The sequence below is a fragment of the Rhodococcus sp. MPR-R1B genome (genome assembly GCF_058793255.1).
The window spans coordinates 13,177-37,925 of record NZ_JBXAFO010000028.1 but is presented as its reverse complement, the minus strand read 5'-3'; the positions used below and the strand labels follow the sequence as shown (position 1 = coordinate 37,925).

The following is a 24,749-nucleotide window of genomic DNA, read 5'->3' as shown; positions in this document are numbered from 1 at the left end:
GCGCCTACTCCGCGATGACAGCGTGCGGGTAGTCCGACGAGCGGTGCTGGAAACGTGTGATGGCGGGATTCACGATGACGCCGTCCCGGATTTCGATGGCCCGATCGACGGTCTCGTCTGCCTTCCAGGCCGTCTCTCCTGCCATCACAGTGGGCAGGTAGGGAAGAAGTGATTCGCTGATCTCCCACGACGCGGAGTTCCACAGGTACGACGGGCTGTGATCGACGCCGTAGTAAGTGATGTTGTCGCCGACGATGAAGGTCGGATCCGCGAACGAGGTGGGACGAGCCCAGCTGAACCCCATGCCTTCGTCGCACGAGACGTCGACGATGAGGCTTCCCGGTTGGAAGTCCATGAGATCTTCCTCGGTCAGGAACGTCAGTGGGGCGTCCGTGTTCTGCAGTACGCAGTTGACGACGATGTCGTGCTCGGCCAAGAAACCGGGCACCGGCACGCTGTGGTTGTCGAGCATGACGTGGCTGCCACGGACGTCACCGTTGTTGTTGTCGAACGAGACCATGCGCGCCGAGTGGATGGGGGAGCTGACCGCGGTGACTCCACGCTGGGTGAGGACGTCCACTTCGTGGATACCGTGCGCCTTGAGTGCTGTGACCGCGCCGCGTGCAGTGGCTCCGAAACCGATCACGGCAGCGGTGAGACGCCGGCCGTAGTCACCGGTGGAACCGATCAACTGCAGGGCGTGCAGTACCGAGCAATAACCGGCGAGCTCGTTGTTCTTGTGGAACACATGCAGATTGAACGATCCGTCGCTGTGCCAGAAGTTCATGGCCTCGAAGGCGATGAGAGTCAGTTTCTTGTCGATCGCGATCTGTGTCAGTTCGGTGTCCTGGACACAGTGCGGCCAGCCCCAGAGAACCTGACCTGACCGTAGTTCGGCGAGGTCACGCACCAACGGCTTCGGTAGCAGAACCACATCGGTTTCCGCCAAAATCTGCTTGCGCGTGCGGATTCCGGCAACGAGGCGCGAGAGGTAGTCGTCGGAGTAGCCGAAGGGGTGGCCGTAGCCTTCTTCGAGGTAGATCCGAGAACGTAGTTCGGCATCGATGCGATCGAAATGCGCAGGATGGATCGGCAACCGGCGTTCTGCCGGTTTGCTCGACTGTCCGATGACTCCAAGGGTGCGTGCGTTGTTCAATTGTGTATCTCTCGATAGGAGCAGGTAGAGATGTCAGGCAGGAGCCTGAGGGACTAGCAGAAGCCGCAGGAACGCTGGCAGATTGCCTCGGCCAGGACCGCGTGAAAGCGTGCTGGCTGCGCTGCTGTCGATCGCCGACGGCAACAGAAAGGCGCGTCGGTATGTGCTCAGTCTAGTCCGGAACGGCCCTCGCCCGGTGGCCGGGCGCTGTGTCGTGCTCCGCTGACGTGTGGCTACTGCTCGCGCAGGCGTGAATCCAGTACGGCCAGTTGGATTTTGCTGGCGTCCGCGTGTACCTGACGTCCTTTGTCGGTGACGTCGACGAAGACTCCGCGCCGGTCGGCCTCGCACAGTGCTCGCTGAACCAGTCCGGCCTTCTCGAGACGGGCCACGCTACGGGAGAGCGCGCTGGGACTCAGGTACATCTCCGAGGCAAGCTCCTGCATGCGTGGACGTTCGCACGTGGCGTCCATGAGTCGGTCGAGAGCCTCGAAGTCGCTCATGCTCAGCCCATGCGCCGACTGCATCTGGCGATCGAGTTCGCACGCGATGTCGTTGTAGCTGGTCGACAGCGAGCGCCAGGTGTTGCGCAATTCGGATTCCGACGTCACGACCGCATTCTAGTTGAAGACTCGATTACGTGCAATTGCATTAAATGCTTGTGCATTATGTGCATGTGCATCTATTCTCGCTGACGTGACTTGCACAGACTCGACACTCAAACCATTCGATTCGCCGGAAGCCCCGGTTTCTACGGAATCCTCGGATCCGGCCACAGGGGAGGGCTGGTCCCTCAAGCTGTGGGGCATCCTCGCGGTGCTCTGCCTCGTGTTGTTCCTCGACGGTCTCGATGTGTCGATGGTGGGCGTCGCGCTTCCGTCCATCGGCAATGAACTGGGCCTGTCCACTACTTCGCTGCAGTGGATCATCAACGGCTACGTCCTCGGATTCGGCGGCCTGTTGCTACTCGGTGGACGTACCGCCGATCTTCTCGGGCGCAGGAAGGTCTTCCTGATCGCACTGACCGTGTTCGCAATCGCCTCGCTGGTCGGTGGCCTTGTCGACAACGGAACACTGCTGATCGCATCACGATTCGTGAAGGGATTGGCCGCGGCCTTCACCGCTCCGACCGCAATGTCCATTCTCACCACGACGTTCAAGGAAGGTCCGGCCCGTAACCGTGCGCTGTCGGTGTTCTCCGTGTTCGGCGCCAGTGGTTACTCGTCCGGTCTGATCCTCGGTGGGCTGTTGACCAGTGCCGGTTGGCGATTCACGTTCCTGATGCCGGTTCCGTTTGCCGTCATCGCGCTGATCGGTGGGTACTTCCTCATTCCGCGGGACCGTCCCGCAGATACCGGGGGACACGATCTCGTCGGCGCCGTCACCCTGGTGACGGGAATGCTTCTCACGGTGTACACGATGGTTTCGGCTCCGACCCGTGGATGGGCACACCCGATGACGCTGGGTTCGTTCGCCGTCGCAGCCGTGCTTCTGGCGACGTTCTTCTTCGTGGAGAAGAAGGTGGCGCATCCGCTTGTGCGGCTTGGGCTTCTGCGCGTCGGCACTATCGTTCGTGCGAATCTGGCCATCATCGCGCTCTTCGGTTCCTACCTGAGCTTCCAGTTCATGATGACGATCTTCCTGCAGTCGGCCCTCGGCTGGTCGCCCCTGAAGATGGCGATGGCACTGCTCCCCGCGGGCATCATCGTCGCCTTCGGATCACCGTTCGTCGGACGGCTGGTCGACCTGTACGGCAGTGCCAAGCTCATCATCGCGGCACTGACGTCGCTCAGCGTCGGGTACCTCTGGTTCCTCTTCGCGGGCAGCGATTCACCGTCGTACGTCGTGGCGATTCTGCCGAGCGTCATCCTGCTCGGACTCGGATTCGCGCTGGGGTACACCTCGATCATGGCCCAGGCCACCTCGGGTGTCGACGACTCGGAGCAGGGTTTGGCGTCCGGGCTGGTGAACACCTCCGCTCAGGTCGGTGCGGCGCTCGTGCTCGCTCTCACCACTGCCCTCGTAACCGCTGGATCGCACACCGCGTCCGGCGCCGGTACCGCCGGATTCGAGCAGTTCCATCCCGGACTGATCCTGGTTACCGGAGTCGCGCTGGTGGGCTTGGCGATCACCGTCTCGCCGCTGGTACGTGGAAGGTCGCAGCGGGGAAGATCCGTGCGTGAAATGCGCGCTGAGGAAGAAAAGGAATTGGCCGAGGTCAACTGAATACTCGCTTTATCCGCGAATGCGCTCGGCCGCGTAGGGGACAATCCTGCGCGGCCGAGTTGCTGTGTCTGAACTATCGCGTGGCAGATTTCAGGGCAGCGTCTTTCAGTGCTACGTCGAAGGTCGTCGACGTAGCTTGCGAACCGAGAATCAAGGCAAGGCGCACCAACATGGCTTCGCGGTCGGACGGATCAGCCTGATCGAGTGCGTTCGACAGTGCCAACCAGACGTGCTCGCGATGGCCCTCGTCGTCGACCACCGCAGTTGTCGCCGACTGTGCCGTATCGAAGTGCGTCGGCGCAGTGCCGGCGGTGAGGTGTTTGGCCACGTCGTTCAATTGCGTGGGATCGCTGATGCGGCACAGCACCAATCCGTCGGGCCGAATCACGAAGATCTCGCCGACACGTGCGCCGAGGGCAGATGCGAGATTGCCTTCGGCATCGGGAACCGTGGAGTCGGTAGTTCCCACGGTGATCACGCGTACGGTTTCCGGTGCAAGGGCCTGAGCAAGGATTTCGGCTTGCGTGTCGAGTTCGGATACCAGCTCAGCTGACAGTCCGAAAGCCAGCAGGCCGAATCCAGTACCGCGCAGACTGTTCAAGGAGGTAGATGAACCGTCCGCCGAGACCTGGACGACTATGTCTTCCAACGGATCGCCGGGTAGTACGCCCTCGGCGCCCGCAGCTGTGGGCCACGTCAGCGGGGAGAGCCGGGCGTGCGTCGCACTCGACTGGCGCGGGTTGATGAGGTGCGCGAATTCGCTTCGCTTGGTGGCGAGTTCGAGTACGGCATCGCGGGTGGTCCGGTAGCCGTGACTTCCCGGCGACATGATGAGCGTCGACTTGCCTGCGTTGTCGACGTTCTGCTGCCACGCGCTGCGACGTTCCTTCGAATACGCGTCGAGGATGGTGAAATCGGCAGCTCCGTTGATGACGGCGGCTAGTTGCCACACCAAGGTCTCGGCGTCTTCCATGCCCGAGTTCAGGCCGCGAACACCGAAGATCGGAACGAGATGCGCGGCGTCGCCGGCAAAAAGCACACGGCCGTGAGTGAAATCTTCCAGAGCGAGTGCGTGGGCGCGGTAGAAGCCGAACCATTCCAGGGTCCAGGGGATGTCGCTCTGGAGCCATTCGAGGTGACGCGTGATGCGGTCACGGATGCGATCTTCTTGCGTCTCCGCTTCCGGATCGTCCGAGGCGTCGAGCTGGTAGTCGATTCGCCAGATGTCCCGTGGTTGGCGATGCATGATGATCGTGGACCCCGGGTTGCTGGGTGCGTCGAACCACACCAGACGCTCGGCCGGGAGTTCCGATTCCCAATGAATGTCGGCAATGACGTAGTTGCCCTCGTAGCTGTTGCCCTGCAAGCGGATTCCGCTAAGTTCGCGCATCTTGCTGCGTCCACCATCGGCGGCAACGACCCACGCCGCGCGCAGTTCGCGGGTTCCGAACGCGGTGTCGACGGTCAGAGTCACCTCGTCGTCACCGACGGAGATGCCGGCGATCGACGACGACCAGTGGAAGTTCACCAGTGGGTGAGCGAGCAGCTTGTCGGTCATGATCTGCTCGAACTCGGATTGCGAGACGTTGACCATGGGTCCACGCGCGTCGTGCTCGGCGGATGCCATGCGGAACTGCAGTACTTCCTGATCGCGGTAGTAACTCCGACCACCCACCCACGGCAGAACGATGTCTTCGAGCTCGGCACCGAAGCCGAGGCGTTCGGCAACTTCGAGGCTGTGGCGTGACACGCAGATCGCGCGACTGCCGAACGAGACCTGATCGGCCGCTTCGAGAATCGTGACGGCAATGCCGCGCTGCGCCAAGCCCATGGCTACGCCCATGCCGACGGGGCCGGCTCCGACGATCACGACGGGAAGTGCGTCGGCCGAAGGCGCCAGGGAGGCGAAGTCCTCGGGTGCGTACTTCTTCGGATGAAAGTAGGTCGACATGGTCACGAGGCTTTCTGTGCGGCAGTGTTTTTCGGGATCAATTGAGGTTCCGGGAGCAGCAGGATGGAAACCAGGCTGATCACGGCAATGATCACGAAGTAGGCGGTGATGGCGAACGAGGTGTCGAAGGCGGCGTAGAGCGCGGTGGCGATCATCGGGGCCAGACCGCCGCCGAGGATTGCGCCGATCTGGTAGCCGAGTGACGCTCCGCTGTAGCGGATGTGTGCGGGAAACAATTCGGCGAACAGTGCCGCTTGTGGGCCGGCGCAGCAGCCGAGCGTGAAGCCGAGGGCGATCATCGATACGAGCATCACCGGAACGATCGCTGTGTCGATCAGCGGAAAGAACACCGCTGCCGCCACTACCAGGGTGATCGAACTGCGGATGTAGACGGTCCGGCGTCCGAGAGTGTCCGACTTGTGAGCGCTGAAAGCCATTCCCGCCATCCAGAACGGGCAGGATGCGATGAGAAGAAAGAGCATCGTGGTCTTGCTGAAGCCGAGTTCGGTCTCGCCGTACTTGAGGACGTAAACCATGTACGCGTAGGCAATTCCGTTGGTGGCGATGAAGGTTCCACCGGCGAGGAGCACTGTCTTCCAGTGTCTGGTGAGAACCTCGAGAATCGGCATGGACTCCGCCGGTGCTTCGGACTTCGACGCGGTGAACTCGTCACTTTCCTCGAGGCCGAGTCGGATCCACATCGCAACGCCCACCAGAACTGCGCTGAGCAGGAACGGGATTCGCCATCCCCAGGAGTTGAATGCATCGTCGTCCATGAAGGCGGCGAGGGGGAGATAGACGAGATTGGCCACCAGTACGCCTGCGGGAACACCGATTTGTGGTGCGCTGCCGTACAGCCCCTTCCTGCCCTCCGGTGCGTTTTCGGTGGCGACCAGAACTGCGCCGCCCCACTCGCCGCCGACACCGAGTCCCTGAACGAATCGCAAGGTCACCAGGAGTATGGGGGCAAAGACGCCGATAGCGGCGTAGTTGGGTAGCAGCCCGATGGCAACGGTGGCGCAGCCCATCAGCATCAACGAGGTGACCAACATGGATTTGCGTCCGATGCGGTCGCCGAAGTGGCCCATCACGATTCCGCCGATGGGACGCGCGACGAATCCGACGGCGAGGGTGGCGAAGGCGGCGAGGGTGCCGGCCAGATCGGACGTGCCGGGGAAGAACTGCTTGCCGAGCACGAGTGCGGCGGCGGTGCCGTAGATGAAGAAGTCGTACCACTCGATGGCGGTGCCGACAAAGCTGCCGAGGGCGGCCTTACGCGCCTTGACCGTCGCGGCGGCGCGCGTTGCGGTCGGTGAGGCGATGGAGGTCATGAAGTGCCTTTCGAGATGAATGTGGCTTGAAGAAACAATGACGTGCGCCACAACAATTGAAAAGCGAAAGAATTGGAGGTTCTTGCACGGAAAATGCGTGGAACCAGCTCCGCTGCCTGGTAGCGGGACTATTGGGCAGGTTCTGAGGGTGAAACGAATTCTATGAAAGCGCGTGCGACGCGGCTGAGGCGAGTGTTCTGGTGCCAAGCGAGAACTACGTGCACCGACGGCACGGCGGGGGAAGCGATGGTCTTGACGACCACCTCGAGTCCCTCGTACGTGACGTCGATCTTGGGCCGCTGGAGTAGCAGCGTCCAGCCGAGGCCACGGCCGACAAATGCCCGCGCCGTCTCGAAGTTCGCAGTTCTGTAGGCAACCTTCGGGGCGAATCCGCCTGCGCGACAGACGTCGAGCGCGTGTTTGGTGCTCGGCGGCGCGTCGAGGAGAACCATCGGGTGTTCCGCGAGGTCCGGAAGATGGATCGGTCGCTCGGACCGCGCGAGTGGGTGTTCTGCACCCAGGACGATCAAGGGTTCGCGGATGGCCAACGGAACTGTGCGCAATTGTGGAGACAGGTCCAGGTCGTAAGCGATTGCGAGGTCCAACTCGCCGTTCTCGAGATGTGTCTGGAGCCGATTCTGAGTGTCCTCGCGGAACTCCACCTGCGCGTCAGGATTCTCACGGGTGAACCCGGCGATCATCGACGGCAACACCGTCGGCCCCAGAGCGGGATAACAGCCGATCGCGATGGGCCCCGACACGCTTCCGCCGGTTCCGAGCGCATCGGATTCGAGTTCCCCGGCTTGCTGAAGTAGCGCCCGGGCGCGCACCAGAACGGATTCACCGGTGCGGGTCAGTTGAATGCCGAATGAGCGACGGCGAACGCACAGTTGAACTTTGAGCGCGCGTTCGAGTTCGGTGAGCGCCGCGGACAGGGCGGAAGGAGAGAGGTGCAGGCGCTCGGCCGCGGCACTGATCGTTCCGGTCTCGGCTACCGCGACAAACGCAGCAAGCTGACGCATCGTGTACGTGGGAGCAGGATCGATGCGAGGCATGAGATCGACAGTAGTCGGGTAGATTGCCCTGAATATTTTGGTGTGGCACCGTGAAGAGGTCGACGATCAATCGCTGACCTGCGTCTTCGTGGTGCCCCCGGCAGGATTCGAACCTGCGACCTTTCGCTCCGGAGGCGAACGCTCTATCCCCTGAGCTACGGGGGCGCACCGAACTTTCGGTGTGCCGATTGGGCTGCGTTAGCGTAGCGCATCACGGGGGGACAAGACCAAACCGGCACCCGTCTCGGCATGGCGTCCTCGCGTGAGGTAGTCGAGGATGCGGCCGGGGACCATGGTCGTCGAATCATCTGTACCGACTGACTCGGATGCTTTTTACGCCTAGGCTCGGCTCTGAGCACAGGCTCGGGCGGACTGCTCGGGCACCCTCGTGAGGTACGGGAGTCGTTGATGACCGATCACCACTATTCCGAAGACCAGCTCGCGCTCGACCTGAAGTGGTGGGCAGCGGCCAACTACCTGACCGTCGCGCAGATCTATCTGAAGGACAACACGCTTCTGCGGGAACCGTTGCGTGCCGAGCACATCAAGCCCCGACTGCTCGGGCACTGGGGGACCAGCCCCGGCTTGTCGATGATCTACACGCTCCTCAATCGGCACATCGTCGCCACCGGCGCAGACTGGCTTTACGTGACCGGTCCCGGGCACGGCGGTCCGGCGCTGGTCGCGTCGACGTATCTCGAGGGAACGTACTCGGAGATCTATCCGGAAGTCTCGGACGACGCCGAGGGCATCCACCGGATGTGTCGGCGATTCTCCGCTCCCGGCGGAGTGCCCAGCCATGTGAGTGTGCAGACACCCGGAAGCATCCACGAAGGCGGCGAGCTCGGCTACGCCCTTGCCCATGCGGCCGGCGCTGCCTTCGATCATCCGAACCTCGTGGTGGCCTGTGTGATCGGCGACGGCGAAGCGGAGACCGGGCCGTTGTCCGGCTCGTGGAAGCTCCCGGCGTTCCTGAATCCACGACGCGACGGCGCGGTGCTGCCGATCCTGCACGTGAACGGTGCCAAGATCGCCGGGCCGACGGTCTACGGACGCAGCAGCGACGAAGACATCCAGGCCTATCTTGGTGGACAGGGGTGGGCGCCGATCGTCGTCTCCGGTGACGACCCCGACGCGGTGTTTCCTCAGCTGTATCAAGCGATCTCGCAGGCGCACGAGAAGATCCGCGAGATGCAGGGTGCCGCACGCCGCGGAGAGGAGTGGACGGGTTCGTGGCCGGCAATCGTGTTGCGGACGCCGAAAGGATGGACCGGTCCACACACCGTCGACGGAATCTTGGTCGAGGGCACACATCGTGCGCACCAGGTGCCGTTGTCCGGCGTGCGAAGCAACGAATCACATCTGCGGCAACTCGAAGAGTGGATGCGGTCGTACCGTCCGGACGAGTTGTTCGACGCCAACGGATCACTCGTCGCGGAACTGGCGGCGCTGTCGCCGACGGGGGACAAGCGCATGGGGAGCACTCCCTACGCGAACGGTGGACGACTTCGCGTCGATCTCCCGATGCCGCCGCTCGAAAAGTACGCGCTTCCCATCCAATCGCCGGGTTCGACCTTCCACGAGACGACGCGAGTGCTCGGCGAGCTTCTGCGCGACATCTACGCCGCCACGGAAACCGAGGACAGCGGCGGGATCTTCCGACTCTTCTGTCCGGACGAGACGTCGAGCAATCGCCTCGGCGCCGTATTCGAGACAACCGATCGCTGCTGGCAACTGCCGATCACCGACTACGACGACGGGCTGTCCGCGGACGGTCGTGTCATGGAGGTCCTCAGCGAGCACCTCTGCGAGGGATGGCTCGAGGGCTATCTGCTGTCGGGCCGACACGGGATGTTCGCGAGCTACGAAGCATTTGCGATGGTGAGCGTGTCGATGCTCATCCAGCACGCCAAGTGGCTCCAACATGCCGTCGACCTGCCGTGGCGGGCGTCGGTTGCTTCGCTCAACGTGCTGTTGACCAGTACGTGCTGGCGCAACGACCACAACGGATTCAGTCATCAGGGCCCCGGCATGATCGACGCCGTTATTCCCTTGGCACCCAGTGTGATCCGCGTGTGGCTGCCACCGGATTCCAACACCTTGCTCTCGATCTCGGACCACTGCCTGCGTAGTACCGACCACGTCAACCTGATAGTCGTGGACAAGCAACCGCACCTGCAGTACCTCACGCTCGAGCAAGCGCACGAGCACTGCGCGGCGGGCGCTTCGGTCTGGGAATGGGCCGGAACCGAGGCTCGCGGACAGGAACCGGACGTGGTCCTGGCCGCCGCGGGAGATGTGCCGACGCAGGAGATCCTGGCTGCTGCACAGTTGCTGCGCGATCACACACCCGAACTGATCACCCGCGTCGTCAACGTCGTCGATCTGATGGCCTTGCTGACGCCAACCGAGCATCCCCACGGATTCGGGGAGCGGGTCTTCCTCGATCTGTTCACCGCGCAGACCGACGTCGTGTTCGCATTCCACGGATACTCGCGTGCCGTGCACGAACTGATTCACGGGCGTCCGAGTCCCGAGCGCTTCCACGTTCGCGGATTCAGTGAACAGGGAACAACCACAACACCGTTCGACATGGTCGTCCTCAACAAGATGAGCCGCTACCACCTGGTGATCGAGGCGCTACGACGCTCCAAGCGTCGGCCGGCCGGGGCGTCCGAGTTGGCGGAGTTCTGCCGCACACAACTCGAAAAGCACTCGCGTTACATCGTCGAGCACCTCGAAGACATGCCGGAAGTAGAAAACTGGACCTGGTCCTGAAATTCAGGACCAGGCCCAGTTGGGTCTGAACATTCTCGGCTCAGTTCAGTTCTGCTCAGTTCATGGGCAGTGGCACTGCGCCGCGAGCTGCCAACATGTCGGTCATCAGCTTGGACTCGCTCTGCTGCGTGTTGACCATCGTCTGCGCCAGGCTGCGCACCGGCCCCTCGGTGGCGTCGGCTGCTGCGTACTCCATCATCGGAAGCCCACCTTCGTGGTGACGAAGCATCAGCTGCAGGAACAAAGTGTCGAGTTGCAGACCTTCCGCTGCGCGGAGAGCCGCAAGGTCCTCGGGGGACGCCATGCCGGGCATGGTGTCGACCGGCCCGGAATGACTCATGTCCATCGTGGCCGAAGTCCCGTGCGATCCATGGCCGGAGCCCGAATCCGACGACATCCACTCCATGTACGGGCCCACCTTGGACAGCGGCTGATCCCACATGGTCAGCCACGCCTGCATCTGACCGAGCTGGTTCTGCTGCGTGGTCAAGATGTCGAACGCCAGCGTGCGTACGTCGTTGTCCGTGGACTTCGTCAGGGCGATGGACGCCATGTCGACGGCCTGGCTGTGATGCACGCTCATGTCCTGCGCGAAGCCCACGTCCACCGAATCCGAAGCCGGAACGGTCAGTGACGACTTCGCATCGGGTCCGAGGAGGTTGGTCAGTGCGCCGAGCGCAAAACCGACGGCGATCGCGCCGATCAGACCGATGATCAGCAGTGCGGTGCGCTGACTCGGCTTCGAAGACTGATCGGTGTTCGTCGAACTATCCACCGGCGGGAATCTGTTCGTCGGTGGCCGGGGTAGCGCCCGTGCCGTCCATCTGGATGGCGTCGGCGCCCGGAGGTGTCGGATCGAACGGCGACGTCGACGGAGTGAACAGCGGGTTGGTGCAGCTCGCGCCGACCTCGGGGTAGACGTTCGGGTTCTGGTTCAGCGCAGTGATGAACTGATCGATGCGATCGTCGTCGGCCTTGTCGATCTCGAGGCGATGGCCCCACGACTGCAGAGAAATGGGGCTGCTCTGACCGGGGTACGGCGACATCAGCATGTAGGACTTGCCGTTCACGCGTCCGGCGAGACTGTCGATCTGGTCCTGGTCGACGAGATCGGGGTTGTACGTGATCCAGATGGCGCCGTGCTCGAGCGAGTGGACGGCGTTCTCGGTGCGAATCGGGTCGGCGTACACGGTTCCGGTGCAGTTAGCCCAGGTGGCGTCGTGCGGGCCACCGAACGGCGGGGTCTGGTCGTACGCCACGCGCTGAGTGGAATCGACGTGCTGGCCGGCCGGGTACTCGATCTTGAGGACGCCGTCGATCTTGTCGGACGGATCCTTGTTCTCGGAGCTGTACTTGTACGGCTCGAGGGCCTGCCGCTCCTCGACCTTGGGCCACAGATTGATACCGAGCACGGCGATGAGTGCGAGCACAGCCACACCGGCGCCGATCGACAGCCAGGGGATCTGGCGGGGAGCGGGGACGCCGCCCTTGCCCTTCTTGGCCGGCCGACTGTTCTTGTTGGCGGCCTTGATGGCCTTGGCTGATTTGGCCCCGGAGTTCTTGTTGGGACCGCGACTATCGGAACCGCTTGGCATCGATTGGGCTCTTTCGGTGTGTGGGCTTGAGGTGTGGCGCGCCCGCGCATGAAGGTACGCGGTGGTAGCTCGGGCATTACCACTGTACTTTCCGAGTCTGAGGGCAAACTTTGAGAGTGGCGTGCGACACGCCACAGCGGCCCCGCGCACGTTCACGGAGACCGAGGCGTGAGGCGAGTCTCCACTTCCGGTGTGCAGGCAATAGGATGAATACCTGTGACTCCAGCTGACCTTGCCGAACTGCTCCGCGGAACCGCAGCGAGCGTCCTTGCCGATCGTGGCCTCGACGTATCCGTGCTACCCGAAACCCTCACCGTCGAGCGACCACGCAACCCCGAGCACGGCGATTACGCCACCAACATTGCCATGCAGGTAGCCAAGAAGGTCGGCACGAATCCCCGCGAGCTGGCGGGCTGGATCGCCGAAGCCCTCACCGCTACCGACGGAATCGAATCCGCCGAGATCGCCGGGCCCGGCTTCCTCAACATTCGGTTGGACAAGGACGCCCAGGGCGCGATCGTCGTGTCGGTTCTCGAAGCCGGTGCGTCGTACGGCTCGGGTGACTCCCTCGCCGGCAAGAAGATCAACCTCGAATTCGTCTCCGCCAACCCCACCGGACCGATTCACCTCGGTGGAACCCGTTGGGCCGCAGTCGGAGACGCGCTCGGACGCATTCTGTCCGCGCAGGGTGGTTTGGTAACACGTGAGTACTACTTCAACGATCACGGTGCCCAGATCGACCGCTTCTCGCGTTCGCTGATCGCTGCAGCGAAGGGTGAACCTGCTCCCGAAGACGGTTACGCCGGTGCATACATAGCCGACATCGCCGCCTCGGTTCTGAAGCAGCGTCCCGACGTCATGGATCTGCCTGCCGACGAGCAGCAGGAAACCTTCCGCGCCATCGGCGTCGAATTGATGTTCACGCACATCAAGCAGACCCTGCACGACTTCGGCGTCGACTTCGACGTCTACTTCCACGAGAACTCGCTCTTCGAATCCGGTGCGGTCGAGAAGGCCGTCGAATCCCTCAAGGGTTCGGACAACCTCTTCCACGAAGACGGTGCGTGGTGGCTCAAGAGCACCGACTACGGCGACGACAAGGACCGCGTCGTCATCAAGAGCGATGGCAACGCCGCCTACATCGCCGGTGACATCGCCTACTTCCAGAACAAGCGCGCCCGTGGGTTCGACCTCTGTATCTACATGCTCGGCGCCGACCATCACGGATACATCGGCCGCCTCAAGGCTGCCGCTGCCGCCTTCGGCGACGATCCGGACACCGTCGAGGTGCTGATCGGCCAGATGGTCAACCTCGTCAAGGACGGCACTGCCGTCAAGATGAGCAAGCGCGCAGGCACCGTCATCACCCTCGACGACCTGGTCGAGGCAATCGGCGTCGACGCCTCGCGTTACGTCATGATCCGCTCGTCGGTCGACTCGAGCATCGATATCGACCTCGACCTGTGGACCAAGACCAGCAGCGAAAACCCCGTCTACTACGTCCAGTACGCGCATGCACGCCTCTCGGCGATCGCTCGCAACGCCGCAGACCTCGGTCTGTCCGCCGACGCGAGCAACCTCGCCCTGCTCACCGTCGAGCAGGAGGGTGACCTCATCCGCACGATCGGCGAGTACCCACGCGTCGTGTCGAGCGCTGCGAATCTGCGTGAGCCGCACCGTATTGCCCGCTACCTCGAAGAACTCGCGGGTGCGTACCACCGCTTCTACGGCGCGTGCCGCATCCTTCCGCAAGGCGACGAAGACGCCACCGACGTGCACCGCGCGCGTCTGGCTCTCTGCGCCGCCACCCGACAGGTCCTGGCCAACGGTCTCGAACTGCTCGGCGTCACCGCACCGGAGCAAATGTGAACGCGCACCCCGCCGGCCCCAAGCATGCCGAGCAGTTGCAGGCCCCCGGCTTGCCCGACCGTCCGACCAGCCCCGAAGCCTTCGGCGAACTCTCACCGCAGGTGTGGCCGCGCAACGCTTCTCGCGGCGACGACGGTGAAGTGACCCTCGCGGGTGTCAAGGTCGGTGAACTTGCCGAGAAGTACGGCACTCCGCTGTTCGTCATCGACGAGGACGACTTCCGCTCGCGCTGCCGTGACATGGCCCGCGCCTTCGGCCCGGATGCCAAGGTGCACTACGCATCCAAGGCATTCCTCTGTGGCGAGATCGCACGCTGGGTCGCCGACGAAGGCCTCTCGCTCGACGTCTGCTCCGGCGGCGAACTGGCGATCGCGTTGCACGCGGACTTCCCGGCCGAGCGAATTGCCATGCACGGCAACAACAAGTCAGTCGCCGAACTGGCCGCTGGTGTCGCCGCGGGCGTCGGACACGTCGTGCTCGACTCGTCGATCGAGATCGACCGACTCGATCGTGTCGCCGGTGAGGCCGGTGTCGTTCAGGACGTGTTGATCCGACTGACCGTCGGCGTCGAAGCGCATACCCACGAATTCATCTCCACCGCACACGAGGACCAGAAGTTCGGTTTCTCGCTGGCCGGGGGAGCGGCGATCGACGCAGTCCGTCGCGTCTTCGCCGCCGAAAACCTGCGACTGGTCGGCCTGCACAGCCACATCGGTTCGCAGATCTTCGACGTCGACGGTTTCGAGGTGGCAGCGCACCGCGTGATCGGTTTGCTCCGCGACGTCGTCACCGAGTTCGGAGTCGAGAAGACCAAGCAGATTTCGATCATCGACCTCGGCGGCGGCATGGGGATCTCGTACATCCCCTCCGACGACCCGCCGCCCGTCGACGAACTGGCAGCAAAGCTCGGCCACATCGTGCGCAACGAGTCAGCACTGGCCGGATTGCCGGAGCCGACGCTTGCCGTCGAACCCGGCCGCGCCATCGCCGGACCTGGCACGGTGACGCTCTACGAGGTCGGCACCATCAAGGACGTCACGGTGGGTAGCTCGCTGACACGCCGCTACATCAGCGTCGACGGCGGGATGAGCGACAACATCCGCACGTCCCTCTACGGTGCGGAGTACGAAGCCAAGTTGGTTTCGCGAACTTCCGAGGCTGATCCCGTCGTTGCACGTATCGTCGGTAAGCACTGCGAGTCCGGTGACGTGGTCATTCGGGACACCTGGATGCCCGAGGACGTCGGGCCCGGTGATTTACTAGCGGTAGCAGCGACCGGTGCATACTGCTATTCGATGTCGAGCAGGTACAACCTGCTCACCCGCCCAGCCGTGGTGGCGGTGCGTGACGGAGTCTCACGCGTGATTCTGCGGAGGGAAACAGTGGAAGATCTGCTCAGCTTGGAGGTATCGCAGTGACGAGCGAATCGGCGCATCGCGCTATCGGTGTGGCCGTTCTCGGCCTCGGCAACGTCGGGAGCGAGGTCGTCCGGATCATTCGTGAGCAGGCCGAGGAACTCGAAGCTCGCGTCGGCGCCCCGTTGGAACTGCGGGGGGTTGCCGTCCGCCGTATCGGCTCGGACCGCGGAATTCCCGAGGAACTGCAGACGACGGACGCCGAGTCCCTGGTCGGTCGTGACGACGTCGACATCGTGGTCGAGGTGATCGGTGGAATCGAGCTCCCTCGCAAGCTGATTCTCTCTTCCCTCAACTCCGGCAAGTCGGTCGTGACCGCCAACAAGGCGCTGCTCGCGGACCACACCGGTGAATTGGCGGAGGCTGCAGAGGCCAACTCTGTCGACCTGTACTTCGAGGCCGCTGTTGCCGGCGCGATCCCCGTGATCCGCCCGCTCACACAGTCGTTGGCCGGAGACCGTGTCAACAAGGTCGCCGGAATCGTGAACGGCACCACCAACTTCATCCTCTCCGCGATGGACGAGACCGGCGCCGACTACGAGGAGACCCTCGCCGAAGCCGGACGCCTCGGATACGCGGAAGCCGACCCGACCGCGGACGTCGAAGGCTACGACGCCGCAGCGAAGGCAGCGATCCTCGCGTCGATCGCATTCCACACCCGCGTCACTGCCGCGGACGTGTACCGCGAAGGAATCTCCACGATCACCTCCGCCGACTTGGCGTCGGCGAAGGCACTCGACTGCACGATCAAGTTGCTCTCGATCTGCGAGCGCATCGTCACGCCCAAGGGCAAGGAGCGGATTTCCGCTCGCGTGTACCCGGCGCTGGTTCCGCTCAGCCATCCGCTGGCCTCGGTCAACGGCGCGTTCAACGCCGTTGTCGTGGAAGCAGAGAACGCCGGCCGGCTCATGTTCTACGGCCAGGGCGCAGGCGGCGCCCCCACCGCTTCCGCGGTGATGGGTGACCTGGTGATGGCTGCGCGCAACAAGGTTCACGGCGGCCGCGGTCCCCGCGAGTCCAAGTACGCCAAGCTCAAGGTCGCCCCGATGGGCGACATCCTCACGCGCTACTACGTGAACATGGAGGTCGCGGACAAGGAAGGTGTGCTGTCCGCAGTCGCCGCCGAGTTCGCCAAGCACGGCGTGAGCATCTCCGTCGTCCGCCAGGAGGGCGCCGGCGCCGGCGCGCGTCTGGTGGTCGTCACTCATGTAGCAACCGACGCGGCTCTCTCCGAGACCGTGGCGGCCCTCAACGAACTCGAATTCGTCACCGCTGTGACCAGCGTGCTGCGACTGGAAGGCACTGAACAATGACCGGCATCGTCAACCCCGTCCACAAGGCATGGCCGGGTCTCATCGAGGCATACCGGGACCGTCTCGCGATCGGTGACAACTGGAAGACCGTCACCCTGCGCGAAGGCGGCACCCCGCTCCTGCCGGCCGGCCACCTCTCCGAGATCACCGGCTGCGACGTCTACCTCAAGGTCGAGGGCCTCAACCCCACCGGTTCCTTCAAGGACCGCGGCATGACGATGGCCGTCACCGACGCCTTGGCCCGTGGCCAGCGCGCAGTTCTGTGCGCCTCCACCGGCAACACCTCCGCCTCGGCCGCTGCGTATGCAGCCAAGGCCGGCATGACCTGCGCCGTGCTCATCCCGCAGGGCAAGATCGCCATGGGCAAGCTTGCGCAGGCAGTCATGCACGGCGCCAAGATCATTCAGGTCCAGGGCAACTTCGACGACTGCCTCGAGCTGGCACGCAAGACCACGGCCGAATTCCCCACCATCGGTCTCGTCAACTCGGTCAACCCGGTGCGGATCGAAGGCCAGAAGACCGCGGCATTCGAGATCATGGACGTCCTCGGCAAGGCTCCCGACGTGCACGCACTCCCGGTCGGAAACGCCGGTAACATCACCGCGTACTGGCGCGGATACTCCGAGTACTACGCGGACGGTCTGACCACGGTCAAGCCCCGCATGCTCGGCGTCCAGGCAGCCGGAGCGGCTCCGCTGGTCAACGGTGCACCCGTCAAGGATCCCGAAACCATCGCCACCGCAATCCGAATCGGTTCTCCCGCTTCCTGGAACGGCGCTGTCGCCGCGAAGGAAGAGTCGAACGGTGCATTCCGTGCCGCCACCGACGAGAAGATCCTCGAGGCTTACCGTCTGATCGCCGCCACCGAGGGCGTCTTCGTCGAACCGGCGTCGGCAGCCAGCGTCGCCGGCCTGCTCGCCGCACGTGCAGAGGGCTGGCTCGAGCCGGGCCTGACCGTCGTGTGCACGGTGACCGGTAACGGTCTCAAGGATCCTGACACGGCTTTGAAGGGTATGCCGAACGTCGAGCCGATCGGTGTCGATCCCGTTGCCGTCGCGGCTGCCCTCGAGCTTGCATAGTGTCCGTGGATTCATCGACCACTCCGCGGAATCCGGTGTCTGACATGACTATAACCCTGCCTATCGGCCTTTCGGTGACTGCTCGCGTCCCGGCCTCGAGTGCAAACTTGGGGCCGGGGTTCGACACCCTCGGTCTGGCGTTGGGGTTGTACGACGAAATCGTGGTCACCACAACGGATTCAGGCCTTCAGATCCGCGTCGAAGGTGAAGGCGCTGCCGACGTGCCCTGGGGTCCTTCGCATCTCGTGGTCCGCGCCATCGAGCGTGGTCTCGAGGCGGCCGGAGTGTGGGCCAGTGGCCTGGACGTGTTGTGCCGCAACGCGATTCCACATTCGCGCGGGTTGGGATCCTCGGCTTCCGCGGCTGTCGGTGGATTGGCAGCAGCCAACGGTCTGGCGCGCGCTCTCGATGCCGAGATCGGCTTGACGGAAGAGCAGTTGGTTCAACTCTCGTCCGAGTTCGAAGGTCACCCGGACAACGCGTCTGCCAGCGTTCTCGGTGGCGCAGTCGTCTCGTGGAGTTGCCCACCGGCCGTCGAAGGCGACGAGCCGATCTACTCCGCGGCGAAACTCGACGTCCATCCCGACATCCGTGCTGTGGCACTGGTTCCCGAGGAGCGGTCGTCCACCGCACACACTCGCGGGCTCCTGCCCGAATTGGTTCCGCACCAGGATGCCTCGTTCAACGCGAGCCGCAGCGCGCTCGCCGTCGTTGCGCTCACTGCTCGGCCCGATCTGTTGATGGCGGCCACCGAGGATCGCCTGCATCAGGCACAGCGCGCACCCGCGCTTCCGCTCACGACGCGATGGATCGGGATCCTGCGCGAGGCGGGTATTGCTGCGACCGTTTCGGGAGCCGGCCCCACCGTGTTGGCGCTCAGCACAGAACCTTTCCCCGTCGAACTCGCGGAAGCGGCGCGGGCAGACGGACTACGTGTGCTCGAGTTGGACATCGCCGACGGCGTCGAAGTATCCACGACGACGGTCTGATCCCTGCCTTGGTCCTGGTGATCGCCCACTACCGATCGGTAGTGAACTGACACACCCAGTCATCCAAATTCTTGCCGGACTCAGGTTTGGGCGCTATCCTGGGCTATGTCCGTACATCGTGCGCGTCAGTCGCCGGTGCATCACCAGGGGGCAAAACTCCTTCCCAATCGGGGTCCACAGTCCTTGGCATGATTCTCGCAGGCATGATCCTCACGCTTGTACCTTCTCCGAAGGTTTGAATCCTCCGCGGATCGAACACTCAGAGGTTCCATCACTCTGGGGTTCAACACACGGGGGAGTGAATCGTCGACGAAGGCGCGTTGGGCAGGTTTGCGAGCGCATGAAAAGTTTGAGGCGAGAGTTTCCGACAATCATGTGACGGCGGACAAGCCGGCAGTTCTGGACAGCAACCACGTACGGCACCACCGAGTTCGGTATTCAATCGAACTGCGGGACGAACCCTCGACTTTGCGCAGTGCGAGTGAGGGAAGGAAAGGACCTCCGTGACCGATACGGACCTCATCGCCACTTCTGCACCCGCCGGGTCGGAATCAGGCGACAATTCTCAGGCGTCATCTTCAGCATCGAACGGTGCGGTGGCGACCTCCACGAAGCGTGCCGAAACGCGCCGTGGTGCCGGACTCTCCGGCATGGTGCTCACCGAACTCCGCACTCTTGCGGGTGAACTGGGCATCAAAGGCACTTCCGGCATGCGCAAGGGTGACCTGATCGCAGCCATCAAGGAGCGCCAGGGCGGCAGCGCGAAGGCTGCACCCGCACAGAGTGAACTCACTCTCGACGACGCACCCGTTGCGCGCACTCGTGCCAAGAGCACTCGCGCCGCACGCACCGAAACCCCCGCAGCCGAAACAGCTCCGGCAGCCGAGTCGGCTCCTGCCGAGGCCGCGCCTGCGCGTACGGAATCCGCCGAGGATTCCGATCAGAGCGCACCCCGTCGCGGACGTCAGCGTCGTGGCGCCGCTCGTCGTGCAGGTTCACCCGACCAGGGCGAACTGAGCATCGAGCAGGAAGCGCCTTCGGCGAAGTCCGACGCGGACACCGCGAAGGCCGCCGATTCTTCGAAGGTCGCCGAGACCGCCAAGGCCGAGGCTCCGGCCGAGCGTCCTGCGCGCACCGAGGGCAAGTCCGACGCTGATCAGGCTCCCGCCGAGCAGGGCAACGAGCGTCCCCGCCGCGAGCGAAACCGGGACAACCAGGGCCAGCGGGACAACCAGGGCCAGCGCGAGAACCAGGGCAACCGGGGCAACCAGGATCGCCAGGACCGTCAGGATCGCGGCAATCAGAACAACGCCGGCCAGAACAACGCCGGTCCGCGTACGGACAACCGCAACAACGGACCGGACGACGACGAAGAGGGCGGACGCGGACGCCGCGGACGCCGTTTCCGCGAGCGCCGTGGCCGTGGTCGCGATCGCGGTGAGGGTGGCGCACCCAACGATTCACGCGAGACCGAGATTCGTGAGGACGACGTCCTTCAGCCGGTCGCCGGCATCCTCGACGTCCTCGACAATTACGCCTTCGTGCGTACGTCTGGGTACCTCGCCGGTCCCAACGACGTCTACGTCTCCATGAACCTGATCCGCAAGAACGGCCTTCGCCGTGGCGACGCCATCACCGGTGCCGTCCGCGTCTCGCGTGACGGTGAGCAGGGCAGCCAGCGCCAGAAGTTCAACCCGCTGGTTCGCATCGACACGGTCAACGGCGGCGACGTCGAGGCCGCGAAGAAGCGCCCCGAGTTCAACAAGCTCACGCCGCTGTACCCGAACCAGCGTCTGCGCCTCGAGACCGAGCAGCACATTCTCACGACGCGTGTCATCGACCTGGTGATGCCCATCGGTAAGGGCCAGCGTGCCCTCATCGTCAGCCCGCCCAAGGCCGGTAAGACCAGCGTGTTGCAGGCGATCGCGAATGCCGTCGCCACCAACAATCCTGAGTGCTACCTGATGGTCATCCTCGTGGACGAGCGTCCCGAGGAAGTGACCGACATGCAGCGCAGCGTGAAGGGTGAGGTCATTTCCTCCACCTTCGACCGCCCGCCGGGAGATCACACCGCAGTTGCCGAGCTGGCAATCGAGCGTGCGAAGCGCCTGGTCGAGATGGGTAAGGACGTCGTCGTACTGCTCGACTCCATCACGCGTCTGGGTCGTGCGTACAACAACTCCTCGCCGGCGTCGGGACGCATCCTCTCCGGTGGTGTCGACTCGACGGCGCTCTACCCGCCGAAGCGTTTCCTCGGTGCTGCCCGCAACATCGAGAACGGTGGATCGCTCACCATCATCGCTACCGCAATGGTCGAGACCGGATCCACCGGCGACACCGTGATCTTCGAAGAGTTCAAGGGCACCGGCAACGCCGAGCTCAAGCTCGATCGCAAGATCGCCGAACGCCGCGTGTTCCCGGCCGTGGACGTCAACCCGTCCAGCACGCGTAAGGACGAGTTGCTCCTGAGCCCGGACGAAGCTGCGGTGCTGCACAAGCTCCGCCGCGTCCTGTCCGGTCTGGACTCGCATCAGGCCATCGATCTGCTGATCGATCGACTGAAGAAGAGCAAGAACAACCTCGAGTTCCTGATGCAGGTCTCCAAGACCGCACCGGGTGCGATCGACGACTGATCGACTCGACGTCAAAGGCCCACAACCAGCTGGTTGTGGGCCTTTGACGTGGGCGGAACAAAACCGAGGGGCAGTGCGTTGACAACTTCGTACAGCCACCCCGAGGCGTGCGAGACGCGGATTATCTGGTGAGGTACCGCATCTGGCATACTGAACGGCCGAGTCCGGTTCCGGTTCACGATGTCGATTGGCGACGTCGACCCGGCGACCATTGAAAGGGACACCATGAAGGCAGGAATCCACCCAACCTACGTAGCGACCACCGTCGTCTGCGGTTGCGGTAACACGTTCGAGACCCACAGCACCAAGGAGTCCGGACGCATCAACGTCGAGGTTTGCTCGCAGTGCCACCCGTTCTACACGGGCAAGCAGAAGATTCTCGACACCGGTGGACGCGTCGCTCGCTTCGAGGCTCGCTACGGTAAGCGCGCAGACAGCAAGGTCCCGGCCACCGAGTCCTAGCTGTTCCGCCGACGCCCGATCTGCCATGCGCAGATCGGGCGTCGGCTTTTTTGTGCCTGCACTCGGTTTGCGCGTTTCCCGGGTCCCGGCGTCGAAATACCTTCAAGCGCGCACCGTAGGAATCGAAACTCAGAGCGGAGCGAACCATGGCAGGCGCAACCCAGCCCTCGGCCATCGACGACATCTTGGCGGAGCACGCCGGTCTCGAAGCACAGATGTCCGATCCGGCGCTGCACAACGACCCTGCCGCTGCCAGGCGCGTCGGTAAGAGGTTCTCCGAGCTCTCGCCGATCATGTCGACGTACAACAAGCTCACCGCTGCGCAGGACGATCTGGAAGCCGCGCGCGAACTAGCCGCCGACGATTCCAGCTTCGCCGCCGAGATCCCCGATCTCGAAGCCGAGGTCGCGCAGCTCGAGCAGACGCTTACCGATCAGTTGGCGCCGCGTGACCCGCATGACGGCGACGACATCGTCCTCGAAGTGAAGTCCGGTGAGGGCGGCGAAGAATCCGCGCTCTTCGCCTCGGACCTGGCCCGCATGTACGTCCGCTACGCGGAACGGCATGGCTGGCGCGTCGAGATTCTCGACGCGACGGTCTCCGATCTCGGCGGATACAAGGAAGCCACGCTGTCGATCAAGAGCAAGTCGGACACCCCGGACGGAGTGTGGGCGCGGCTGAAGTTCGAGGGCGGCGTTCACCGCGTCCAGCGAGTGCCCGTCACCGAATCCCAGGGACGCGTTCACACTTCGGCTGCCGGCGTTCTGGTCTACCCGGAGCCCGAAGAGGTCGAGCAGGTCCAGATCGACGAAAGTGACCTGCGTATCGACGTCTACCGTTCGTCCGGCAAGGGCGGTCAGGGCGTCAACACGACCGACTCTGCTGTCCGAATCACGCACCTTCCGACCGGCATCGTCGTCACCTGCCAGAACGAGCGTTCGCAGCTCCAGAACAAGGCGCGCGCCATGCAGGTCCTTGCAGCCCGTTTGCAGGTAGTCGCCGAGGAAGCCGCGGACGCTGAAGCGTCGGCAGGTCGCCAGAGTCAGGTTCGGACGGTGGACCGTTCGGAGCGCATCCGCACCTACAACTTCCCCGAGAACCGCATCACCGATCACCGCATCGGATTCAAGTCGCACAACCTCGACGCGGTGCTCGACGGTGAGCTCGACGCACTTCTCGATGCATTGGGCAAGGCGGACCGAGAGGCGCGTCTCGCGGCCGAGTAGATGCAGACCATGACTGACCTCCATCCCGCCGGGAACTCGGTGAACCGCGTGTCGGTCGAGCGTGGCAGGCTGTACCCGTGAGTCGACTTCCACTTCGTTTGGCGCTGATCGAAGCTGCAAAACAGCTCGACGCCGCAGGTGTGCCCAGCCCACGCACCGACGCCGAGTTGTTGGCATCCCACCTGCTCGGGGTCGAACGCACGCGTCTCGGACTGATTCCGTTGGTCGATCCCGAGGTCATCGCGGCGTTCGACGAGTTGGTTGCCCAACGGGTGAAGCGGATTCCGTTGCAGCACATCATCGGAGTCGCGTCGATGGGCAACATCGACGTCGCTGTCGGGCCGGGTGTCTTCATTCCGCGGCCGGAAACCGAACTGCTCATGGGTTGGGCACTCTCGTTCCTCGAAGGTTGCGGAAGCAAGCCGCCGGTAGTTCTGGACCTGTGTACGGGATCGGGTGTACTCGCGCTGTCCATCGCCGAGGCCCGTCCGGACGCCGTCGTTCACGCCGTGGAGAAGGAGCCCGCCGCCCTGGCGTGGGCGCGTCGTAATGCTGCCGACCGCGAGGCCGCCGGTGATACACCGATCCATCTGCATCAGGGTGATGTCACCGATCGGAACCTGTTGCCAGGGCTCGAGGGCGGCGTCGATCTGGTCGTGTCCAATCCGCCGTACATCCCCGAAGGCGCGCAATTGCAGCCTGAGGTCATGGATTACGACCCACACACCGCACTGTTCGGCGGTACCGACGGTCTGTCCGTCATCAAACCCATGATCAGCAACATCGCACGGTGGCTTCGAATCGGCGGCGCGGCAGGCATCGAGCACGACGACACCAACGGGGACGGCGTCGCTGCGCTGTTCTCGGCGCGCCGGGTATTCGGCGAGGTCGCGCAGCATCCAGATCTTGCCGGTCGTCCGCGATTCGTCGTCGCCAGACGTGTCGCCACCGACGTCGAAGCACAGCGGAATCGAACGCCCGAAGCGCAGAGTGAAAGGATGGCTGAGTGAGCACCGTGTACGACTGCAGTCAGACAGATTCCCGAACCGCAGGCTTGGCCGCCGCGAAGAACGCGCTCAAGGCCGGCCGACTCGTAGTTCTCCCTACCGACACCCTTTACGGACTCGCCGCCGACGCGTTCGACAGCGAAGCTGTCACGAGTCTTTTGCGCGCCAAGGGACGCGGGCGAGACATGCCCGTCCCGGTTCTGGTCGGATCGTGGAACACCATCGACGGGCTCGTCTACAGCGTGCGCCCGCAGGCACGGGATCTGATCCGCGCATTCTGGCCCGGCGGACTGAGCCTGGTCGTCGAGCAGGCGCCTTCACTTGCCTGGGACCTCGGTGATACCCGCGGAACCGTCATGCTCCGCATGCCCTTGCATCCGGTTGCCCTCGAACTGTTGCGCGATGTCGGACCGCTTGCCGTCTCGAGCGCCAACATTTCGGGGCGTCCGCCGGCAACTACCGTCGAGGAAGCCCGAGATCAGCTCGGCGGATCTGCCAGCGTGTATCTCGACGGGGGCAAGGCCGAACACGCCGTTGCTTCCACGATCGTCGACCTGACCGGCAATTCACCGCGTATCTTGCGAGTGGGTGCCGTCTCGGCAGAATCCATCGCCGAGGTATTGGGCACCAGTCCGGAAAGTCTCGTAGAGGGAGTTTCGTAACG

19 protein-coding genes and 1 tRNA gene are annotated in these 24,749 nt (G+C 63.7%); 12 read left to right on the top strand and 8 right to left on the bottom strand.

From position 1 onward, the window contains the following. Positions 1–4: 4 nt before the first annotated feature. Positions 5–1,156, bottom strand: a complete 1,152-nt coding sequence (locus AC1Q61_RS27340) for a N(5)-(carboxyethyl)ornithine synthase (protein WP_007726175.1) — start codon at positions 1,154–1,156, stop codon at positions 5–7. Between the two features lie 233 nt (positions 1,157–1,389). Beyond that, the gene (locus tag AC1Q61_RS27335) at positions 1,390–1,767 is read right to left on the bottom strand and encodes a MarR family winged helix-turn-helix transcriptional regulator (RefSeq protein WP_003941367.1); all 378 of its coding nucleotides are present in this window, start codon (positions 1,765–1,767) and stop codon (positions 1,390–1,392) included. Between the two features lie 85 nt (positions 1,768–1,852). Between AC1Q61_RS27335 and AC1Q61_RS27330 the strand changes: the two genes are divergently transcribed. Next, positions 1,853–3,382, top strand: coding sequence for an MFS transporter (locus AC1Q61_RS27330; protein WP_007726177.1), 1,530 nt, complete (start codon positions 1,853–1,855; stop codon positions 3,380–3,382). Between the two features lie 73 nt (positions 3,383–3,455). Here the strand turns inward: AC1Q61_RS27330 and AC1Q61_RS27325 are convergent, their stop codons facing one another. From AC1Q61_RS27325 to AC1Q61_RS27310, 4 genes are all read right to left on the bottom strand, one after another. Beyond that, entirely contained in the window at positions 3,456–5,333 is a 1,878-nt protein-coding gene (locus AC1Q61_RS27325) for an FAD-dependent monooxygenase (protein WP_042923218.1), read from the bottom strand. A gap of 2 nt (positions 5,334–5,335) precedes the next feature. Next, positions 5,336–6,664 (bottom strand): MFS transporter, encoded by a 1,329-nt coding sequence (locus AC1Q61_RS27320; protein WP_007726181.1) that lies wholly within the window; start codon positions 6,662–6,664, stop codon positions 5,336–5,338. Between the two features lie 128 nt (positions 6,665–6,792). Further along, the gene (locus AC1Q61_RS27315) at positions 6,793–7,719 is read right to left on the bottom strand and encodes a LysR substrate-binding domain-containing protein (RefSeq protein WP_030537328.1); all 927 of its coding nucleotides are present in this window, start codon (positions 7,717–7,719) and stop codon (positions 6,793–6,795) included. 89 nt (positions 7,720–7,808) lie between these two features. Next, positions 7,809–7,884: transfer RNA gene (locus AC1Q61_RS27310), tRNA-Arg, on the bottom strand. Positions 7,885–8,127: 243 nt separating this feature from the next. On the opposite strand from AC1Q61_RS27310, the gene AC1Q61_RS27305 reads away from it, so the two are divergent. Then, a complete protein-coding gene (locus AC1Q61_RS27305; RefSeq protein ID WP_030537329.1) occupies positions 8,128–10,497 on the top strand; it encodes a phosphoketolase family protein in 2,370 nt (789 codons plus the stop codon). A gap of 55 nt (positions 10,498–10,552) precedes the next feature. Here the strand turns inward: AC1Q61_RS27305 and AC1Q61_RS27300 are convergent, their stop codons facing one another. Next, entirely contained in the window at positions 10,553–11,272 is a 720-nt protein-coding gene (locus AC1Q61_RS27300; protein ID WP_030537330.1) for a DUF305 domain-containing protein, read from the bottom strand. Then, a complete protein-coding gene (locus AC1Q61_RS27295; RefSeq protein WP_003941378.1) occupies positions 11,265–12,092 on the bottom strand; it encodes a thioredoxin-like domain-containing protein in 828 nt (275 codons plus the stop codon). Before AC1Q61_RS27295 ends, AC1Q61_RS27300 begins: the two co-directional genes overlap by 8 nt. 216 nt (positions 12,093–12,308) lie before the next feature. Between AC1Q61_RS27295 and argS the strand changes: the two genes are divergently transcribed. The 10 genes from argS (at position 12,309) to AC1Q61_RS27245 (ending at position 24,747) form a co-directional block, all read left to right on the top strand. Next, positions 12,309–13,961, top strand: coding sequence for an arginine--tRNA ligase (gene argS / locus AC1Q61_RS27290; RefSeq protein WP_193595173.1), 1,653 nt, complete (start codon positions 12,309–12,311; stop codon positions 13,959–13,961). Then, positions 13,958–15,379, top strand: a complete 1,422-nt coding sequence (lysA, locus tag AC1Q61_RS27285) for a diaminopimelate decarboxylase (RefSeq protein WP_030537331.1) — start codon at positions 13,958–13,960, stop codon at positions 15,377–15,379. Before argS ends, lysA begins: the two co-directional genes overlap by 4 nt. Beyond that, positions 15,376–16,689, top strand: coding sequence for a homoserine dehydrogenase (locus tag AC1Q61_RS27280; RefSeq protein ID WP_007726192.1), 1,314 nt, complete (start codon positions 15,376–15,378; stop codon positions 16,687–16,689). Before lysA ends, AC1Q61_RS27280 begins: the two co-directional genes overlap by 4 nt. After that, a complete protein-coding gene (gene thrC / locus AC1Q61_RS27275; RefSeq protein ID WP_003941280.1) occupies positions 16,686–17,768 on the top strand; it encodes a threonine synthase in 1,083 nt (360 codons plus the stop codon). The genes AC1Q61_RS27280 and thrC overlap by 4 nt, the downstream gene beginning before the upstream one ends. Before the next feature lie 44 nt (positions 17,769–17,812). After that, positions 17,813–18,757: a homoserine kinase gene (thrB, locus tag AC1Q61_RS27270; protein ID WP_007726194.1), complete on the top strand. Its 945-nt coding sequence runs from the start codon at positions 17,813–17,815 to the stop codon at positions 18,755–18,757. A 503-nt stretch (positions 18,758–19,260) separates the two neighbouring features. Continuing rightward, complete coding sequence (gene rho, locus AC1Q61_RS27265) at positions 19,261–21,390, top strand: transcription termination factor Rho (protein ID WP_058227676.1); 2,130 nt, start codon at positions 19,261–19,263, stop codon at positions 21,388–21,390. A gap of 225 nt (positions 21,391–21,615) precedes the next feature. Continuing rightward, on the top strand, positions 21,616–21,852 hold the full coding sequence (rpmE, locus tag AC1Q61_RS27260; RefSeq protein ID WP_003941310.1) for a 50S ribosomal protein L31: 237 nt from the start codon (positions 21,616–21,618) through the stop codon (positions 21,850–21,852). A gap of 146 nt (positions 21,853–21,998) precedes the next feature. Then, positions 21,999–23,078 carry a peptide chain release factor 1 gene (gene prfA, locus AC1Q61_RS27255; protein WP_003941341.1) on the top strand — a complete coding sequence of 360 codons (1,080 nt, stop codon included), beginning with the start codon at positions 21,999–22,001 and terminating at the stop codon, positions 23,076–23,078. 77 nt (positions 23,079–23,155) lie between these two features. Further along, positions 23,156–24,088: a peptide chain release factor N(5)-glutamine methyltransferase gene (gene prmC / locus AC1Q61_RS27250; RefSeq protein ID WP_030537333.1), complete on the top strand. Its 933-nt coding sequence runs from the start codon at positions 23,156–23,158 to the stop codon at positions 24,086–24,088. Next, positions 24,085–24,747 carry an L-threonylcarbamoyladenylate synthase gene (locus AC1Q61_RS27245; RefSeq protein ID WP_003941345.1) on the top strand — a complete coding sequence of 221 codons (663 nt, stop codon included), beginning with the start codon at positions 24,085–24,087 and terminating at the stop codon, positions 24,745–24,747. Before prmC ends, AC1Q61_RS27245 begins: the two co-directional genes overlap by 4 nt. The last annotated feature ends 2 nt before the right edge of the window (positions 24,748–24,749 follow it).

Coding starts and splice junctions, on each gene's coding strand:
- AC1Q61_RS27315 (WP_030537328.1), bottom strand. CDS start 7,719: ATGCCTCGCATCGATCCTGCTCCCACGTACACGATGCGTCAGCTTGCT.
- rpmE (WP_003941310.1), top strand. CDS start 21,616: ATGAAGGCAGGAATCCACCCAACCTACGTAGCGACCACCGTCGTCTGC.
- AC1Q61_RS27295 (WP_003941378.1), bottom strand. CDS start 12,092: ATGCCAAGCGGTTCCGATAGTCGCGGTCCCAACAAGAACTCCGGGGCC.
- prfA (WP_003941341.1), top strand. CDS start 21,999: ATGGCAGGCGCAACCCAGCCCTCGGCCATCGACGACATCTTGGCGGAG.
- AC1Q61_RS27325 (WP_042923218.1), bottom strand. CDS start 5,333: ATGTCGACCTACTTTCATCCGAAGAAGTACGCACCCGAGGACTTCGCC.
- AC1Q61_RS27305 (WP_030537329.1), top strand. CDS start 8,128: ATGACCGATCACCACTATTCCGAAGACCAGCTCGCGCTCGACCTGAAG.
- thrC (WP_003941280.1), top strand. CDS start 16,686: ATGACCGGCATCGTCAACCCCGTCCACAAGGCATGGCCGGGTCTCATC.
- AC1Q61_RS27320 (WP_007726181.1), bottom strand. CDS start 6,664: ATGACCTCCATCGCCTCACCGACCGCAACGCGCGCCGCCGCGACGGTC.
- thrB (WP_007726194.1), top strand. CDS start 17,813: ATGACTATAACCCTGCCTATCGGCCTTTCGGTGACTGCTCGCGTCCCG.